This window comes from Mycobacterium shunyiense (assembly GCF_058270075.1).
The window spans coordinates 174,695-192,077 of the sequence record NZ_JBZDPU010000016.1 but is presented as its reverse complement, the minus strand read 5'-3'; the positions used below and the strand labels follow the sequence as shown (position 1 = coordinate 192,077).

Sequence of the window (17,383 nt, the reverse complement as noted above, 5' to 3'; positions counted from 1 at the left end):
CAGGCTCACTCCAGGCTCGTCAGGGGGTCGTTCAACGGGGCTGCTCCATCCACACCACGCTCGCCAGGCGTCCGGTCGGTGCGTCGCGGCGATGGCTGAACAGCGCGCGGTCGGCGACCGTGCACCGCGGGTCCACGTCGATCGCGGTGACGCCCAAAGCCGTTAGTTGCCGGGCTATTCCGGCCCGGAGATCCAAGCCGGGGGTGCCACGGGAGGTGGTGGTGCGCGAGCCGGGCAGGTCCGCCTCCACCTCGGCGGCCATCTGCTCGGGTACCTCGTAATTGGCGCCGCTGACCGCAGGGCCCAGCAGTACCGAGATATCCCCGAGATGTGCGCCGACGGCCAGCATGGCCTCGAGAGTCCTGGGCACGATGCCCTTTTGTGCGCCGACCCGTCCGGCATGGACGGCGGCGATCACCCCGGCGCGGGCATCGCCCATTAATACCGGGACGCAATCGGCGGTCACCACAACCAATGCCAAACGCGGGGTCGTCGTCACCAATGCGTCGGCATTATCGACCGCAGTGTCGCGCGGCCCGTCCACCGTGACGACGTGATCACTGTGCACCTGATTCATCCAGACCAGCGCGTCGGCCCCGACAGCGGCCGCCAGGCGACGCCGGTTCTGGGCCACCGCGGCCGGATTGTCGCCGACATGATCGCCGAGGTTGAACGAATCGAAGGGCGGTGCCGAGACGCCGCCGGCGCGGGTTGTCGTGACCCGCCGAATACGAACACTCACGATCCCAGTATCCGAACCCGCTGCCGGGCCCCGCTCAGTGCCGCATGAACGGTGGGACGTCGACATCGTCGTCGGCGATCCCGCCGTCTCCGTCGCCACCGACACTCACGGTGGCGCCATTGGTGTGTGCCGGGACGCTGACCGCATCCGTCGGTTCGAACAGTGAGGTGGTCACCTTGCCGGAACGCGCCGAGGCGATCGGCTGGGTCGGCGCCGAGCTCGGGCTGACCACGGGCTTGCGACTGGGCCCGGCCATATCGAAGCCGGCCGCGATGACCGTGACCCGCACCTCGTCACCGAGCGAGTCGTCGATCACCGTGCCGAAGATGATGTTGGCCTCGGGATGGGCGGCATCCTGCACGAGCGAGGCGGCCTCGTTGATCTCGAACAGGCCCAGATCACTGCCGCCGGCCACCGACAGCAGCACGCCTTGCGCGCCTTCCATCGAGGCTTCCAGCAGCGGGGAGTTGATCGCGATCTCGGCGGCCTTGAGCGCCCTGCCGTCGCCGCGCGCCGAGCCGATGCCCATCAACGCCGTGCCCGCACCGCTCATCACGCCCTTGACGTCGGCGAAGTCGACGTTGATCAGACCGGGCGTGGTGATCAGGTCGGTGATGCCCTGGACGCCGTTGAGCAGCACCTCGTCTGCGCTGCGGAACGCGTCCATCAGCGACACCGCGGCGTCGCCCATCTGCAGCAGCCTGTCGTTGGGGATGACGATCAGGGTGTCGCAGCTCTCGCGCAGCGTCTGAATGCCGTTCTCGGCCTGGTTGCTTCGGCGCTTGCCCTCGAACGAGAACGGCCGGGTGACGACGCCGACGGTGAGCGCGCCGAGCTTGCGCGCGATCGACGCGACGACGGGTGCGCCACCGGTTCCGGTGCCGCCGCCCTCACCGGCGGTGACGAACACCATGTCGGCGCCGCGCAGCAGCTCCTCGATGTCGTCCTTGGCGTCCTCGGCAGCCTTGCGGCCCACTTCGGGGTCCGCGCCTGCGCCGAGCCCACGGGTCGAGTCTCGGCCGACGTCGAGCTTGACGTCGGCGTCGCTCATCAGCAGTGCCTGTGCGTCGGTGTTGATGGCGATGAACTCGACGCCCTTGAGGCCCTGTTCGATCATCCGGTTGACGGCGTTGACACCGCCGCCGCCGATACCAACCACCTTGATTACCGCTAGGTAGTTATGCGGGGGGGTCATGGATCGTCTTCCTCCCAGGTTGGGTGTTCACAGTGCTTCTGACGCCGAATCCTCCTGGGCAAACTCTCAACCTCAACCATAGGCTTAGAGTTATGTCAAGTAGTTCCGCGCAAACAGAACGGTAGGGGGCCAACGCCGGTGATCGCGGCAGGCGCGCCGACGCGCCGCGCGGCAATTTTGCCTCGAACTACTTGACAGTCGGCAGATCTGGGCTGGAGACGTCGTAGGTATGGCCCGGCTGGGTCAGCAGTGCCGCCAGCTTCAATGCCTTCTCGTCGGTCCGATCGTTGGTCCCCCACACCACAACCCGCCCGTCGGCCAGCGTCAGCGCGATCGAGGCCACCGACGGGGCGGCGATCCGGCCCACCTGTGCGACCACATCCGGTGGCAGCGCCAGCATCACTTCGAGCGCAGCCTTGGTGGCCGGATCCGCTGGACCCGGATTGTCGGTGTCCAGATACGGCAATGTCGGCGGTGGCGGTTCGGTGGCGAAATCGACTCCGTCGCGGTCGAACAGATGGGGACCGTCGGGATAGTCCTTGACCACCACCGGCACCCGCTCGACCACCGTGATCCGCAGGGTCGACGGATACTCGCGCTGCACCCGTGCGGTGGCGACCCGACGGATCGTGGCCACCCGTTCGGCGACCGCATCCGTGTTGATCTGCAGCAGCGGCGTACCGGGCGCCACCGCAGCGGCGGCCAGCACCTGCTCCTGCGGGATTGCCGCCACACCGTTGACCACCACATTGCGCGCCGCCATTGCCGGCGTGAAGTAGAGAACCAGGCCCAACGCCACCGCGATTACGCTGACCAACGCCGACCAGAGCAGGACCTTCAGACCACGAATAGTGCTGCGGGCCACCGTGTTCAGGCTGTCCGAAGGCTGCCCGTTCACCTTGCGCTTGGCCTCGCGGCGAGCATGCTCGATCGCCACCGCCCGGTCGCGCGCGGCCCGGCGCTCCTCGCGTTCGCGGCGGGCGCGGCGGCGGGGTCCCTCGTAGTCGGGTTCTGCCGCGGGCGGCACATCGGGCCCGGCCGCGGGCGGCACATCAGATCCTGCCGAAGGCTCGGCGGACTCAGCCGCGGGATCGGCGGACTCGCCCGTGGGTGAGTCGCCGGGCTCGCCGGGGCCGGATTCCTCTTGAACCGGGCCGGATTCCACCGCAGCGGTTTCCTCGGTCGCCTCGTCGGGACCGCCGGGACCCGTTTCGGTCACGGCGATTCCGTCGAGGATCGGCCCGGCGCGCTGCGATTTGCCTTGATCCCGAGCTCGGTCACGATTTCCTTGCCCAGCATGGTCACGTCACCGGCCCCCATGGTGAGCACCACGTCACCCGCCTGGGCTGCGGCGGCGACCGCCGCGGCGACCGCCGAGAAGTCGGGAACATAGGTGACCGGCGCGCTGACATGCTCGGCGACCGTGGCGCCGCTGATACCGGGCAGCGGCTGCTCCCGCGCGCCGTACACGTCGAGCACGAAGACCTCGTCGGCAGCGCTGAGGGCCGACCCGAACTGGGTCGCGAAAGTCGCTGTGCGTGAGTACAAGTGCGGTTGGAACGCGACGATGACCCGGCCACCGGTCTGATCCACGACCGTGCGGGCGGCCTCGAGAGTGGCCCGGACCTCGGTGGGATGGTGCGCATAGTCGTCGAAGACCCGGACACCACCCAGTGACCCGACCAGCTCGAAACGCCGTCGCACCCCCTCGAATCCGGCCAGTCCGTCGAGCACGGCCTCGGCCGGCGCACCCACCTCGATGGCAGCCAGCAGCGCAGCGAGTGCGTTGAGCGCCATGTGCCGGCCGGGCACCGCGAGCCGGATCGCGCGCGGATGCGGCTCACCGGCGAGTTGGATGTGGGCGACCGCCCCGGTCCCCTGCTGTTCCCAGCTCAGCAGGGTGCCGGCCAGATCACCGGCGGGCGTGCTGCCGTACCGCAGCACCCGGATGCCCAGCGAGTCGGTGTGTTCGGCGAGCGCAGCCGCCCCCGGGTCATCGGTGCACACCACGAGCGCGCCACCCGGCGCGATGCGGTCGACGAATGCGGAGAACACCGCGGTGTAGGCCTGCTCGCTACCGAAGAAATCCAGGTGGTCGGCTTCGATGTTGGTGACCACCGCGACATTCGGGGTGTACTCGAGCAGTGAGCCGTCACTCTCGTCGGCCTCGGCGACAAAGCACTTCCCGCTGCCGTGATGGGCGTTGGTGCCCGCCTCGCCCAGTTCCCCGCCCACCGCGAACGACGGGTCGAAACCGCTGTGCTGCAACGCCACGATGAGCATCGAGGTGGTGGTGGTCTTGCCGTGGGTGCCCGTCACCATGAGCGTGGTGTAGCCGGCCATCAGCTTGGCCAGCACCACCGGACGCAGGATGACCGGGATTCCGCGGCGCCTGGCCTCGACCAGTTCCGGATTGGTCTTGGGGATCGCGGCGTGGGTGGTCACCACCGCGGTCGGCCCACCGGGCAACAGGTCCAGCGACGACGCGTCGTGACCGATCCTGACCTCGGCGCCGCGGGCCCGCAGGGCCACGACACCGCGTGACTCCTTGGCGTCCGATCCGGACACCTGGCCACCGCGGTCCAGCAGAATCCGGGCCACGCCCGACATCCCGGCGCCCCCGATCCCGACCATGTGCACTCGCTGCAGTTCAGCCGGAAGTGAATTAGCGTTCACTGCAGCCTCTTTCGTCGGTCGCGGGCGACATCGAGGGCGACCTGCGCCACCCGCCGCGCGGCGTCGGGGTGGCCCGACAACGAGGCGGCGGCCGTCATGGAGGCCAACCGGGCGTCGTCGGTCATCAGGCCGGCGACCGTATCCGCCACGAATCCCCCGTCGAGCTGGGCATCGTCGACGACGATGCCGCCACCGGCCGAAACCACCGGCAGGGCATTGAGCCGCTGCTCGCCGTTACCGATCGGCAACGGGACGTACACCGCGGGCAGGCCCACTGCGGTCACCTCGGCAACCGTCATCGCCCCCGACCGGCAGATCGCCAGATCGGCTGCGGCATAGGCCAGGTCCATCCGGTCCAGATAAGGCACCGCGACGTACGGTGGTGCCCCCGCCGCAGCCGGCGGCAGCTCGAGGGTGTTCTTCGGCCCATGCGCATGCAGTACCGAAACACCGGCAGCACCAAGAGCTTCGGCAGCCGCGGACACCGCGCGGTTGAGCGACTGCGCGCCCTGCGAACCACCGAACACCAACAGCACCTTGGCATCCGGCGCGAAACCGAAGAACGCCCTGGCCTCGGCGCGTAGCGCGGCGCGGTCCAGTGACGTGATCGACGCGCGCACCGGCACGCCCACCACCTCGACCTTGCGCAGCCCAGGTTCCGGCACCGCCGAGAGCACCCGGCGGGCCGACACTGCGCCGACCCGGTTGGCCAGGCCGGCACTGGCATTGGCCTCGTGGACCACCACCGGAACCGCGCGCCGACGCCCGTGCACACCGAAGCCACCGCGAGCCGCGAGGTAGGCCGGCAGCGCGACATAGCCACCGAACCCGATCACCACATCGGCCTCCACGCCGGCCAATACCGAACGGGTCTGACGGATCGCGGTCCGCACGCGCAGCGGCAACCGCACCAGATCTCCTGACGGCTTGCGCGGCAGCGGCACCGGGGTGATCAGCTCGAGGTCGTAGCCGCGCTGCGGCACCAGCCGGGTTTCCAGACCGCGGGCGGTTCCGAGGGCCGTGATCCGGACCTGCGGATCGAGTTCCCGCAGCGCATCCGCCACCGCCATCGCCGGTTCGACGTGACCTGCCGTGCCACCACCGGCCAGAACGACAGATATCCCCCGGTCGCTTCGCTCGTGGCCCCCAGGACCAGATATCCGCCGGCCCGTCTTACCCTCACTCACCCGTAACGCTGACCTTCCAAAGTCCGGGCCCGATGACCCTGTTTCCGCTGGCCTGCAGGATATCGGACCGAGGACTTACCGCCCCCCGCCGGCTGCTGACCAGCAGCGCGCCCGGAACGGCGCACCGGCCGGTCCCCGCTGCGCGGCGTGCGACGTGGCACCGCTTGTCTGGCGTCCGCTTGTCGGGCCCGGGTCTGCTTGCCCGCCTGCTTGCCGGCAGTCTTGGCACCCGCCTTACCTGCGGGCTTGGCGCCGGCCTTGCCTGCCGGCTTGCCCGCACCGCGTGAGGGCGACTTCCGACGATCGTGCAGCCGGTTGCGGGCGACCTCAAGGCGGGTGGGGATATAGGGCTCGGGCAACGGCAGCCGCAACAGCCGGGTCACCCGGTCATCGCGGCCGGCCCGCAGCGCGGCCACGGCCTCCGGCTCGTGCCGGGCCGCATTGGTGACCAGACCCATCATCAGAAGTGTTGTGGCTTGCGATGATCCACCGGCCGATATCAGTGGCAGCTGCAGCCCGGTGACCGGCAGCAGGCCCACCACATAGCCGACGTTGATGAACATCTGACCGACCACCCACAGCGTGGTGGTGGCCGTCAGCAGGCGCAGGAACGGATCGGCCGAACGGCGGGCGATGCGCATCCCGGTGTAGGCGAACAGACCGAACAGGGCCAGCAGACCCAGCGCGCCGACGAATCCCAACTCCTCGCCGATGATGGCGAAGATGAAGTCGTTGTGGGCGTTGGGCAGGTAGTTCCACTTCGCCGTGCCTTGGCCGAGGCCGTCACCGAAGATGCCTCCGTTGGCCAGGGCGAACCGGGCCTGGCGGGACTGATAACCGATGCCCTGACCGTCGGCTGCCGGGTCGAGCCAGGACTGCACCCGGTCGGACCGGTAACCCGCGGAGACTGCCAGCACCGCGGCGGCCACGACCGCGGCAAGCAGCGAGGACAGGAACACCCGCAGCGGCAGACCGGCGTACCACAGCAGACCGAGCAGGATGATGCTCAGCGAGACGGTCTGCCCGAGGTCGGGCTGGGCGACGATCAGTGCCAGCGCGATCACCGCGGCAGGCACCAGCGGGATCAGCATCTCGCGCAGCGAGGCCCGCTCCATGCGCCGCGCCGCCAGCAGGTGCGCGCCCCAGATGGCGAAGGCGATCTTGGCCAGCTCCGACGGCTGCATCGAGAACCCGGCGACCACGAACCAGCCGCGAGAACCGTTGGCCACCTTGCCGATTCCTGGGATGAGCACGAGGATCAGCAGCAGGATCGTGAAGGCGAAACCGGGGAAAGCTATCCGGCGCAGGGTGCGGACCGGCATCCGCAGGGCGATGTAGAACGCGATCAGCCCGACGCCCGTCCACATGACCTGGCGGCCGAACACCGCCCAGGGCGACCCGTCGAAGTCATAGGAATACACGCCCGACGCCGAGAGCACCATGATCAGGCCGAGCGTCGTGAGCAGAGCGGTGACCGCGATGATCAGATGGAACGAGGTCATCGGACGGCCCAGCCAGGCGCCGAAGCGGGTCCGCGGGGCCGCCGACGATCCGGCCGCGGCGTTCGAGCTGGGTGCAGCCTCGGAAGTTCCGGCGGCTGAATCGGCGGTTTCGCCGGCTGCGGCACCGTCACGGCGGCGCAGCCGGGCCAGGATGCCGGCCACCGCGCCTACCCGATCGCGGCGCGGACGGCGCCGGCGAATGCATCGCCACGCTGGCCGTAGCCGCTGAACTGATCGAAGGACGCGCCTGCCGGGGCCAGCAACACGGTGTCACCCGCGCCGGCCAACCCGCGGGCGGCATCCACGACCGCCGCCATGACCGCATCGGAGACCGGACGGTCCCCGACGTCGATCACACGAGTCACATGATCACCAATAGACTCATTTGTCTCAAGCACCCCAGAATCCTCCCCCGCCACAACCTCGACGACGGGGACATCCGGGGCGTGTCGCGATAACGCATCGGCAACCATTTGCCGATCCCGCCCGATCAGCACCACAGCAACCAGGCGATTCGCCACGTGACGCACCAAATCGTCGACCGAAGCGCCCTTCAGCAAGCCCCCGGCGATCCACACCACCCGATCGAACGCGGTGATCGAGGCCTGCGCGGCATGTGGGTTGGTGGCCTTGGAATCGTCGACGTAGCGCACCCCGTCGGCCTCCCCGACCAGCTCGGCACGATGCCTGCCAACCTGGAACGACGCCAACGCGGTGGCAATCGAAGCCGGCGCCACCTCGACGGCACGCGCCAGGGCCGCGGCGGCCAGCGCATCGAGCACACCGACCGGACCCGCCACCCTGATCGTCGCGGCATCAGCCAACTCGACGTCGTCGCCGAACGCACGGTCGACGAGCTTGCCGTCCCGGACCCCGAGCTCACCGGCGGCCGGTTCGCCCAGCCGGAACCCGACCCGAACGGGCGCCCCGGCGGACGGCAGCAGACCGGCGGCCACCGGATCGTCGAGACCCACCACGGCCACCCGCCCGGCCAGTGCCCTGGCCTTGTCGGCGGCATAGCCGGCCATCGAACCGTGCCAGTCCAGGTGATCCTCGGCCACGTTGAGCACCACACCGGCGTCCGGGCGCAGCGAGGGTGCCCAGTGCAACTGAAAACTGGACAGCTCGACCGCCAGCAACTCCGCCGGCTGGTCCAGCACAGCCAGGACCGGGTCACCGATGTTGCCGCACAACAGGCTTCGGCGCCCATCGGCAAGCAGCATCTCGTGCAGCATCGAGGTCGTGGTGGTCTTGCCATTGGTACCGGTGACCACCAACCAACGCCGCGGCGGACCGTAGTGCCCCGCAGCGTCCAACCGCCAGGCCAGCTCCACGTCGCCCCAGATCGGTACCCCGGCCTCGGCGGCAGCAGCCGGCACGGGAGCCGTGGGCGGGAATCCCGGGCTGGTCACCACCAGCGCGTAGTCGGAGATGGACGCGATGGCCCCGGCCGGATCGATCACGGCGGTGCCCTGCTCCGCGAGAACACGCAGCGCCTCGGCGTTGTCGTCACACAGCGTCGCGGCCACGTTCAGCGGCGCCAACGCCGCCAGGACGGCACGTCCGGTCACCCCCGCACCGGTCACCAGCACCGGGGCACCCGGGGTCAGCAGCGACAGATCGTCGTCACCGCCGCGCCCGCCGGATGGGCCGGCCACGTCAGGCCCCGACAGCGGTGAGCCACTCGCTGTAGAACAGGGCCACACCCAGACCACAGGCGATCGCCGTCAGCAGCCAGAACCGGATGATGACCGTGGTCTCCGCCCAGCCCACCAACTCGAAATGGTGGTGGAACGGTGCCATCCGGAACACGCGGCGGCCCGTCGTGCGGAACGCCAAGATCTGCACCACCACCGAGGTCACCTCGGCCACGAACAGCGCACCCAGCACGACCGCGAGGATCTCGGTGCGGCTGGTCACCGACAGCCCGGCGATGATGCCGCCCAGTGCCAGCGAGCCGGTGTCGCCCATGAAGATCTTGGCCGGTGCGGCGTTCCACCACAGGAAGCCGATACAGGCGCCCGCGGTCGCCGCCGCGACGATCGCCAGGTCCAGCGGGTCGCGCACGTTGTAGCAGCCCAGACCGGGCGCCGTGGCGCAGGCATTGCGGTACTGCCAGAACGTGATCAGGACGTAGGCCGCGGTCACCATCGCCATCGCGCCTGCCGCCAACCCGTCCAGGCCGTCGGTGAAGTTCACCGCGTTGGACCAGGCGCTGACGATCACGACGCAGAACAACACGAACACCCAGCCCGCCAGCGTCACCGTGGCGATCTCGCGAACATAGGACAGCTCAGGGCTGCCCGGAGTCAGGCCGTCACCGTTGCGGAACTGCAGGGCCAGCACGCCGAACAGCACCGCGGCGGTCAGCTGGCCGACGGTCTTCGCGGTCTTGTTCAGGCCCAGGTTGCGCGAGCGCCGCAGCTTGATCAGGTCGTCGACGAAGCCGACGAGGCCGAGCATCGTGGCCAGCCCCAGCACCAACAGCCCCGAGGCCGACGGACCGTCACCGCCCAGGGCCACCCCGACCAGATGGGTGCCCAGGTAGCCCGCCCAGATGCCGGCCACGATCGCCACGCCGCCCATCGACGGCGTCCCGCGCTTCTTGGCGTGGCTGGCCGGGCCGTCCTCACGGATCTCATGTCCCAGCCCACGCTTGGTGAACAGCCGGATCAGTGCCGGGGTGAGCAGGATCGAAACCGTCAGGGCGATACCGACGGCGATCAGGATGAGCTTCATCGGTCGGCATTCCCCACTTCTGCCGCGACCAGCGCGTCGGCCAGCGCACCCAGCCCCACCGAGTTGGATGCCTTCACCAGCACCACATCCCCGGGCTGCAGCTCAGCCTGCAGCAAGGCCAGCGCAGCATCGGCGTCGTCGACCATCGTGGACTCAGATCCCCACGAACCCTCCATCACCGCGCCGTGGTGCATGGCGTTCATAGTCCTCCCGGTTCCGACGACGATTAACCGAGACACATCTAAGCGCACCGCGAACCGTCCGATGGCGTCGTGCTCGGTTATCGCGTCGTCACCGAGTTCGGCCATCTCACCGAGCACCGCCCAGCTGCGGCGCTTTCCGTGCAGGTCAGCCTCGGATTCACCCGCGTGGTCACCGGGGCCCTGCCGGGCCATCCAGGCCAGCGCCTTCAGGCCGGCGCGCATCGAATCCGGATTGGCGTTGTAGGCGTCGTTGATCACCGTCACACCGTCGGCGCGGGTACCGACCTGCATCCGGTTGCGCGAGACGGGGCCGGCGCCCGCCAGCGCCGTGGCCACCTGTTCCAGACCGGCCCCACACTGCAGCGCGACCGCGGCCGCGCACAACGCGTTGCCGACCTGGTGATCGCCGTGCACCGCGAGCGCCACCTCGACTTGCCCGCCGCCGGCGTGCAGCGTGAACCGCGGGCGCGCCAGACCATCGAGGGCGACCGGACCGGCCCACACGTCGACCTCGGAACCGGGCTCACGCGAGACCCGCACCACACGGGCCGCGGTCTTGCCGGCCATGGCCGCCACCGCGGTGTCGTCGACGTTGAGGATCACCACGCCCGAGGCCGGAACAGCTTGCGGCAACTCGGCTTTCGTGTTGGCGATGGCCTCGCGCGAACCGAACTCGCCGAGGTGGGCGGTGCCGACGTTGAGCACCACCGCGATCTGCGGCGGGGCGATCGCAGCCAGGGCGGCGATGTTGCCAGGATGCCGGGCCGACATCTCCAGGATCAGGTAATCGGTCTCGGGCGTGGCGCGCAACACCGTCCAGGGATGGCCCAGTTCGTTGTTGAACGAGCCCGGCGGCGCGATGACCTGCCCCAGCGGGTCCAACACCGCGGCCAGCAGATCCTTGGTCGAGGTCTTGCCCGAGGATCCTGTGACCCCGATGATCGTCAGCCCACCGGCGACGAGCTCGGCCGCCACCGCCGCCGCAAGTTTGGCCAGGGCGGCCAGCACCGCCGCGCCGGAGCCGTCGGTGTCGAATTCCAAAGCGCCAGACGCGGCGTCGGCTGCCCCAGGCTCGGGCTTGACGATGATGGCGGGCACCCCGACGGGGCGCGCGGCCAGCACCGCCACGGCCCCGGCCGCCACCGCCGTCGCCGCGAAGTCATGGCCGTCGGAGCGGGCACCGGGCAGGGCCAGGAACAAGCCGCCGGGAGCCATCGCGCGGGAGTCGAATTCGACGGTGCCGGTGACCGCGGTGGCGGCCGCCTCTTCGGCGGTGATGTCGGCCAACTCACCGCCGACGATCTCGGCGATCCTGGCGACAGTCATCTCGATCACGTGCCCGACTCCCCTTCCTTCAGTGCCTCCAACGCCGCCGCCAACTCGTCACGATCGTCGAACGGCCTGGTGTGGCCGCCTCCGGTCTGGCCGCTCTCGTGGCCCTTACCGGCGATCAGCACCGTGTCGCCGGGCCCGGCCCAGGCCACCGCACGCTCGATCGCCGCTCGCCGGTCGGCGACCTCCACGACCTCCGCATACGTCTGCGCCTCGGCGGCGCCGGCCATGATCGCAGCCCGGATCAGCGCGGGGTCCTCGTCGCGCGGATTGTCATCGGTGACGACGACGAGGTCGGCCAGTTCGGCCGCCACTCGTCCCATCGGCGCACGCTTGCCCGTATCCCGATTGCCGCCGGCCCCGAACACCACCCCGATGCGGCCCGGACCCGACGCCCGCAGCGTCTCCAGCACCGCCTGCAGCGCACCAGGCTTGTGCGCGTAGTCGACCAGCGCCAGGAACTCCTGTCCGCGGTCGATCGGCTGCAGCCGCCCCGGCACGGTCGCCGCACGCAGCCCCGGCTCCGCCTGCTCGGGTGTCACGCCGGCCCCGTCCAGCAGCGCGACCGCCAGAGCCGCATTGGCGATGTTGTAGGCACCGGTCAGCCCGATCCGCATCCGGTGGGCCACCCCGGCCGGGTCGACGAGGGTGAACTCCTGAGACCCGACGCCGACCGCCGAGACATCGCGCACCTGCCAGTCTGCAGCCGCGCCTGCGGCGCTCACCGTCGTCACCTTCTCGGCCCGACGGGCCATCGCCACACCCGCATCGTCGTCGACGCACACGACCGCCGCGCGGGCATGGTTGGGCGACTCGGGGTCGAACAGGCCGGCCTTGGCCTCGAAGTAGTCCTGCATCGTCGGATGGAAATCCAGGTGGTCGCGCGACAGATTGGTGAACCCGCCGAGCGCGAAGACGATTCCGTCGACGCGGCCCAGCGTCAGCGCATGGCTCGACACCTCCATCACCACGGTGTCGACACCGCTTTCGACCATCAGCGCCAGCAGCGCCTGCAGATCCGGCGCCTCGGGCGTGGTCAGCGCGCTCGGTAGATCGCGGCCGGCGATGCGCACCCCCACCGTGCCGATCAGCCCGGCCACCCGCCCGGCGGCCCGCAGACCGGCCTCGGCCAGATACGTCGTGGTGGTCTTGCCCGAGGTGCCGGTCACCCCGATGACGGTCAGCCGCTCCGACGGACGTCCGTACACCTCGGCGGCCACCTCGCCGAGCACCGAACGAGGGTCGGGATGCACCAGGATCGGGACCTCGAGCGCGTTCAGTTCGGCGGCCCCGGCGGCGTCGGTGAGCACCGCCACCGCGCCGGCGGCAACCGCGTCGGCCGCATAGCGCGCACCGTGCACCGCCGAGCCCGGCAGCGCCGCGAACAGGTCCCCGGGCCGGGCGTCCTGGCCGCGCAGGGTCACTCCCGTCACCCGAAGTTCGGGCAACGGATTTCCGGTGGCGGATGCCGCTTGGACCTGTTCGGCGAGCGGCACGAGGTATTGGCCGGCGGGACGGCTGGGACGCAGCTTCATGGCCATGCCACAGTACCCATCTGCGGTCCGCCGACCGCACCACCCACGACTATCGCGGTCAGGTCGCCTGCAGCGTCAACCGCGGCCCCGGATCGGCCGACAACGGGACGTTGTGACGCTGCAGCAGCCACGAGGCGATGTTGTGGAACAGCGGCGCCGCCGAGGATCCCGGTGAGCCGTCCGCGGCGCGGTGCGGGGCGTCCATCATGATGCCGACGACGTAGCGAGGATCGTCCGCGGGCGCCATGCCGGCGAAGGTGATCCAGTAGACGTCGTCGTAGTAGCAGCCGCACGCCGGGTTGATCTGCTGCGCCGTACCGGTCTTGCCCGCGATCTGGTAGCCCTCGACCGCGGCCTGCGGGCCGGTGCCCTGCTGGTAGCCCATCGGATCGCGCTGCACGATGGCACGGAACATGTTGCGCACCGTACGGGCGGTCTCCGGTGTCACCACCCGAACCCCTTCGGGCCGTGGCTCATCGGTCCGGGTGCCGTCCGGCGCGATCGTGGACTTGATGATCCGCGGCGGGATGCGCACCCCGTCGTTGGCGATGGTCTGATACATCCCCGCCATCTGCAGCAGCGTCATCGAAAGACCCTGCCCGATGGGCAGGTTGGAGAACGAACTGCCCGACCACTGATCGATGGGCGGCACCAGCCCCGAGCTCTCACCCGGCAGGCCGACGCCGGTGCGCTGCCCGAGCCCGAACCGGCGCACCATGTCGTAGAACCGATCCGGGCCGACGCGCTGGGCCAGCATCAGGGTGCCGACGTTCGACGACTTCCCGAACACGCCGGTCATCGTGTACGGCATCACGCCGTGGTTCCACGCGTCGCGGACCGTGACCCCACCCATGTCGATCGAGCCGGGCACCTGCAGCACCTCGTCCGGGTTGGCCAGACCGTACTCGATCGCCGCCGAGGCGGTGATGATCTTGTTCACCGAACCCGGCTCGAACGGCGAGGAGACCGGCAGGTTACCCATCTGCCGGCTGTCCTGCCGCCCCAGATCCTGGCTCGGGTCGAAAGTGTTGTCGTTCGACATCGCCAGTACCTCACCGGACTTCGCGTCGAGCACGACAGCCGAGACATTCTTGGCACCCGAGGCGTCCTTGGCCTGCTGCACCTGCTGCTGGACGTAGTACTGGATGTCGTCGTCGAGGGTCAGCTGCACCGTGGACCCGTTCACCGCGTCGTGCCGGTTGCGGTAGCTGCCCGGGATCACCACGCCGTCCGAGCCGCGGTCGTAGGTGACCGAACCGTCGGAACCTGCCAACACCGCGTCGAGCGAATCCTCAAGTCCCAGTAGGCCGTGGCCGTCCCAGTCGATGCCGCCGACGATGTTGGCCGCCAGCGATCCACCCGGGTACTGGCGCAGGTCCTGGCGCTCGGCACCGACCTCGGGGAACTTGTCCATGATCGCGCTCGCGATCGCGGGGTCCACCGCGCGGGCCAGGTAGACGAAAGTCTCGTTGCTCCGCAGCTTCTTGAGCACGGTCTTGAAATCGGGCCGGTTGTCGAGCCGGGCGGCGATCTCCTTGGCGATGTCGACGAGCCGGCGATCCGGATCCGGCGCCTCACTGGATTTGGCCTTGGCCTCGGCGAGCTGCTTGCGGACCCGGACCGGCTGGAACGTCAGCGCCTTGGCCTCGATGGTGAAAGCCAGCTTGTCGTCGTTGCGGTCGACGATGCTGCCCCGCATCGCCGGGTTCACATCGGTGACCTTGAGCTGACTGGCCGCCTCGGCACGCAGACCAGCCGCCCTGGGCACCTGGAGCGTGAACAACTGCACCGCCGCGATCACCAGCACCGCCAGCATGACCAGGTTGCCTGCGCGATGCCGGAACACGAAAGACGAGCTGCGCAAACCTGTTTCGGGAGCGGCAACCCTGGTGCGGCGAGCTCCCGCCTCGTGCCCGGGTCCAGGCGAGGCCTTCTTGGCCCGCTGCTGCTTGGGCGTCTGGCCGCCGCGGCCCGGGCCGCGGCTCATGCGGCCGGTGCCTGAGCGTTCACGGCAGCAGCCGGGATGTGCGCCGCCGGCGCCACCGGCGGGCTGAACTGCTCCACCGGGGTGACCGGGCCCGGAGCTGCCAGCGCCTGCGCGACAGGCGCAGGCACGACAGGCGTAGGCGCGACAGGTGCGGGCGCGGCCAGTGCAGGCGCGGCCGGTCCGGGTGCGGTCGGCACACCCGGCACGTGCGTCGGCTCGGGGACCGGTTGCGGTGCGAGCTGTGCGGGGTCAACCGGCGCGGGCGCGGCCAACGGGGCAGGCGCCGGAGCGGCCAGCACCTCCGGTGCCGGTCCCGGCAGGACCGGCCCGGGCACCGGAGGAACGGCACCCGGCGCCCCATGGGGCGCATCGACCTGAGGGACCGGAATGCCCGGTACGCCAAGAGCACCCGGACGCGGCGCCCGCACCGTCAGCTCGCGCGGATCGACGACCCGCGGGGCCGGGGGCGCGGGCGGAGCCGGCGGGGCCTCCTCGGGCAGCGGCGTGTTCAACGGGGGCGGCGGCACGCCTTCGGCAGGCTTGGGAGTGCCGACGACGGTCCAGTTGCCTGCGGCATCCTGCACCAGGTGTGCGGTATCGCGCGATGGGATCATGCCCAGATTGCGGGCGGATTCGGCCAGCGCCGGAGCCGCCTGCGCTTCGAGCACATCGCGCTCCAGCGCCTCTTTCTGTTGCATCAGACCCTCATTGACCTGGCGGGCGTGACCCAACTGGTAGGACCGCTCAGCCGAACCGGTCGACAGCCACAGCGTGACCGCGAGCCCCAGACCCAGCGCCGCGATCACCAGCACGACGAACGGGACCCGGGAGATCAGGACACGTGGATTCAGCTCGATCGAGGCCAGCCGGACCAGCAGACGCTCCCGCAGGCGGACCCGCAGTGGCGGACGGACAACCTTGGGAGCCTTCGCCTTACGAGCCTTCGCCCGGGCCTTTGCCTGGCTGGCGCTCTTGGGGCGGGCCGGACGCGTACCCGGCCGTTGAATCGGGCCGGCACTCGACGCCGGACGCGCGGGCCGCTGTTCGGAACCCGGCCGACGCTTGCGCGGCGGGGCCTGCTCGGTGCGCCGCCCGCCACCTCGCGCGGGTTGACGCACCGGACGCCTGCGGTCTGCCTCGCGCAGCTGCTCGGGTCGCTTGACCTTCATGAGTTGCCCCCTTCCCCAACCTTCTCCAGTGCCCGCAGCCGCACCGGAGCGCTACGCGGATTGCGATCGATCTCGACTTGGCGGGCCTTCTCGGCGCCGCGGGTCAGCGTGACGAATTCGGGTTCATGGCCGGGTAATTCGATGGGCAGGCCAGGAGGGGTCCGCGAGGCGGTGGCCGCGGCAAACGCCTGCTTGACGATCCGGTCCTCGAGCGACTGATAGGACATGACCACGATCCGTCCGCCGTCGGTCAGCGCGGCAAGCGCAGCAGGCAGGGCGGCGCGCAGCGAATCCAATTCGCCGTTGACCGCCACCCGCAGCGCCTGGAATGTCCGCTTTCCCGGATGCCCCCCGGTACGACGAGCCGGCGCCGGGATCGCCTCGTAGAGCAGCTCGACCAGTTCACCGGTTGTCGAAAACGGTTGCTGCGCCCGGCGTTTGACGACCTTGTCGGCTATCCGGCCGGCGAAGCGCTCTTCGCCGAAGTCCCGCAGAATGCGTGCGATCGACTTGGCGTCGTAGGTGTTGAGGATGTCCGCGGCCGTCAACGGGGCGTCGGGATCCATTCGCATGTCCAGCGGCGCATCGGCCGAGTAGGAGAAGCCGCGTTCGGTCTGATCGAGCTGCATGGAGGACACACCGAGGTCGAACAGCACGCCGTCGATCTGGGTGAATCCGGAATCCGCGATCGCCCCGGCGATTCCGTCATAGCGGGTCCGCACGGGCCGCATCCGGTCACCGAACGGAGCCAGTCGGGCACCGGCTATGCCGAGCGCGTTGGGGTCACGGTCCAGGCCGATCACCTGCAGACCCGGGAAGTCGGTGAGAAAGCGCTCGGAGTGGCCGCCCGCGCCGAGCGTGGCGTCCACCAGCACAGCGCCCGTGCCGTCGTCGTGGTGACGGGTGAGCGCGGGGGCCAGCAGCTCGACGCAGCGGTCGAGCAGAACCGGAATGTGACCGTGGCCCTCGGAGTCGGACTGATCTGGGGAATCTGGCACCGCTGAAACACCTCCGCTCGGAATGGCCCCTGCACCGGGGTCTCTGTCCGAATTCACGGACCTGGCGTTGGGGAAGTACGCCAGGGCCAATTCGGGCAGAGGCCTCGTTGCACGGGCT

13 protein-coding genes are annotated in these 17,383 nt (G+C 69.8%); all 13 read right to left on the bottom strand.

Features of this window, described 5'->3' with window-relative positions; translation table 11 throughout:
- Nucleotides 1-31: 31 nt before the first annotated feature.
- The gene (gene pgeF / locus AC4ELH_RS20915) at nucleotides 32-742 is read right to left on the bottom strand and encodes a peptidoglycan editing factor PgeF (protein ID WP_064960009.1); all 711 of its coding nucleotides are present in this window, start codon (nucleotides 740-742) and stop codon (nucleotides 32-34) included.
- A 34-nt stretch (nucleotides 743-776) separates the two neighbouring features.
- Nucleotides 777-1,937, bottom strand: a complete 1,161-nt coding sequence (gene ftsZ / locus AC4ELH_RS20910; protein WP_055115017.1) for a cell division protein FtsZ — start codon at nucleotides 1,935-1,937, stop codon at nucleotides 777-779.
- Nucleotides 1,938-2,124: 187 nt separating this feature from the next.
- The gene (locus AC4ELH_RS20905) at nucleotides 2,125-2,988 is read right to left on the bottom strand and encodes a cell division protein FtsQ/DivIB (protein ID WP_448443520.1); all 864 of its coding nucleotides are present in this window, start codon (nucleotides 2,986-2,988) and stop codon (nucleotides 2,125-2,127) included.
- Between the two features lie 164 nt (nucleotides 2,989-3,152).
- Entirely contained in the window at nucleotides 3,153-4,571 is a 1,419-nt protein-coding gene (gene murC, locus AC4ELH_RS20900; RefSeq protein ID WP_498886400.1) for a UDP-N-acetylmuramate--L-alanine ligase, read from the bottom strand.
- Nucleotides 4,572-4,609: 38 nt separating this feature from the next.
- Nucleotides 4,610-5,773, bottom strand: a complete 1,164-nt coding sequence (murG, locus tag AC4ELH_RS20895; protein WP_498886399.1) for an undecaprenyldiphospho-muramoylpentapeptide beta-N-acetylglucosaminyltransferase — start codon at nucleotides 5,771-5,773, stop codon at nucleotides 4,610-4,612.
- Nucleotides 5,774-5,796: 23 nt separating this feature from the next.
- Nucleotides 5,797-7,464, bottom strand: coding sequence for a putative lipid II flippase FtsW (gene ftsW, locus AC4ELH_RS20890; protein ID WP_448443173.1), 1,668 nt, complete (start codon nucleotides 7,462-7,464; stop codon nucleotides 5,797-5,799).
- Nucleotides 7,465-7,469: 5 nt separating this feature from the next.
- Complete coding sequence (gene murD, locus AC4ELH_RS20885) at nucleotides 7,470-8,960, bottom strand: UDP-N-acetylmuramoyl-L-alanine--D-glutamate ligase (protein ID WP_448443175.1); 1,491 nt, start codon at nucleotides 8,958-8,960, stop codon at nucleotides 7,470-7,472.
- A gap of 1 nt (nucleotide 8,961) precedes the next feature.
- On the bottom strand, nucleotides 8,962-10,041 hold the full coding sequence (gene mraY, locus AC4ELH_RS20880; protein WP_448443177.1) for a phospho-N-acetylmuramoyl-pentapeptide-transferase: 1,080 nt from the start codon (nucleotides 10,039-10,041) through the stop codon (nucleotides 8,962-8,964).
- On the bottom strand, nucleotides 10,038-11,579 hold the full coding sequence (locus tag AC4ELH_RS20875) for a UDP-N-acetylmuramoyl-tripeptide--D-alanyl-D-alanine ligase (protein WP_448443179.1): 1,542 nt from the start codon (nucleotides 11,577-11,579) through the stop codon (nucleotides 10,038-10,040). Before AC4ELH_RS20875 ends, mraY begins: the two co-directional genes overlap by 4 nt.
- A complete protein-coding gene (locus AC4ELH_RS20870; RefSeq protein WP_064883090.1) occupies nucleotides 11,576-13,117 on the bottom strand; it encodes a UDP-N-acetylmuramoyl-L-alanyl-D-glutamate--2,6-diaminopimelate ligase in 1,542 nt (513 codons plus the stop codon). The genes AC4ELH_RS20875 and AC4ELH_RS20870 overlap by 4 nt, the downstream gene beginning before the upstream one ends.
- Before the next feature lie 52 nt (nucleotides 13,118-13,169).
- Nucleotides 13,170-15,098 carry a peptidoglycan D,D-transpeptidase FtsI family protein gene (locus AC4ELH_RS20865; protein ID WP_064883092.1) on the bottom strand — a complete coding sequence of 643 codons (1,929 nt, stop codon included), beginning with the start codon at nucleotides 15,096-15,098 and terminating at the stop codon, nucleotides 13,170-13,172.
- The gene (ftsL, locus tag AC4ELH_RS20860; RefSeq protein ID WP_498886366.1) at nucleotides 15,095-16,267 is read right to left on the bottom strand and encodes a cell division protein FtsL; all 1,173 of its coding nucleotides are present in this window, start codon (nucleotides 16,265-16,267) and stop codon (nucleotides 15,095-15,097) included. The genes AC4ELH_RS20865 and ftsL overlap by 4 nt, the downstream gene beginning before the upstream one ends.
- Nucleotides 16,264-17,265, bottom strand: coding sequence for a 16S rRNA (cytosine(1402)-N(4))-methyltransferase RsmH (rsmH, locus tag AC4ELH_RS20855; protein WP_448443183.1), 1,002 nt, complete (start codon nucleotides 17,263-17,265; stop codon nucleotides 16,264-16,266). The genes ftsL and rsmH overlap by 4 nt, the downstream gene beginning before the upstream one ends.
- Between the last annotated feature and the right edge of the window lie 118 nt (nucleotides 17,266-17,383).

Excerpts from the sequence above, each read along its gene's own strand:
- ftsZ (WP_055115017.1), bottom strand. The coding sequence starts at position 1,937 with ATGACCCCCCCGCATAACTACCTAGCGGTAATCAAGGTGGTTGGTATC.
- murC (WP_498886400.1), bottom strand. The coding sequence starts at position 4,571 with ATGGTCGGGATCGGGGGCGCCGGGATGTCGGGCGTGGCCCGGATTCTG.
- mraY (WP_448443177.1), bottom strand. The coding sequence starts at position 10,041 with ATGAAGCTCATCCTGATCGCCGTCGGTATCGCCCTGACGGTTTCGATC.
- AC4ELH_RS20870 (WP_064883090.1), bottom strand. The coding sequence starts at position 13,117 with ATGGCCATGAAGCTGCGTCCCAGCCGTCCCGCCGGCCAATACCTCGTG.
- AC4ELH_RS20865 (WP_064883092.1), bottom strand. The coding sequence starts at position 15,098 with ATGAGCCGCGGCCCGGGCCGCGGCGGCCAGACGCCCAAGCAGCAGCGG.
- ftsL (WP_498886366.1), bottom strand. The coding sequence starts at position 16,267 with ATGAAGGTCAAGCGACCCGAGCAGCTGCGCGAGGCAGACCGCAGGCGT.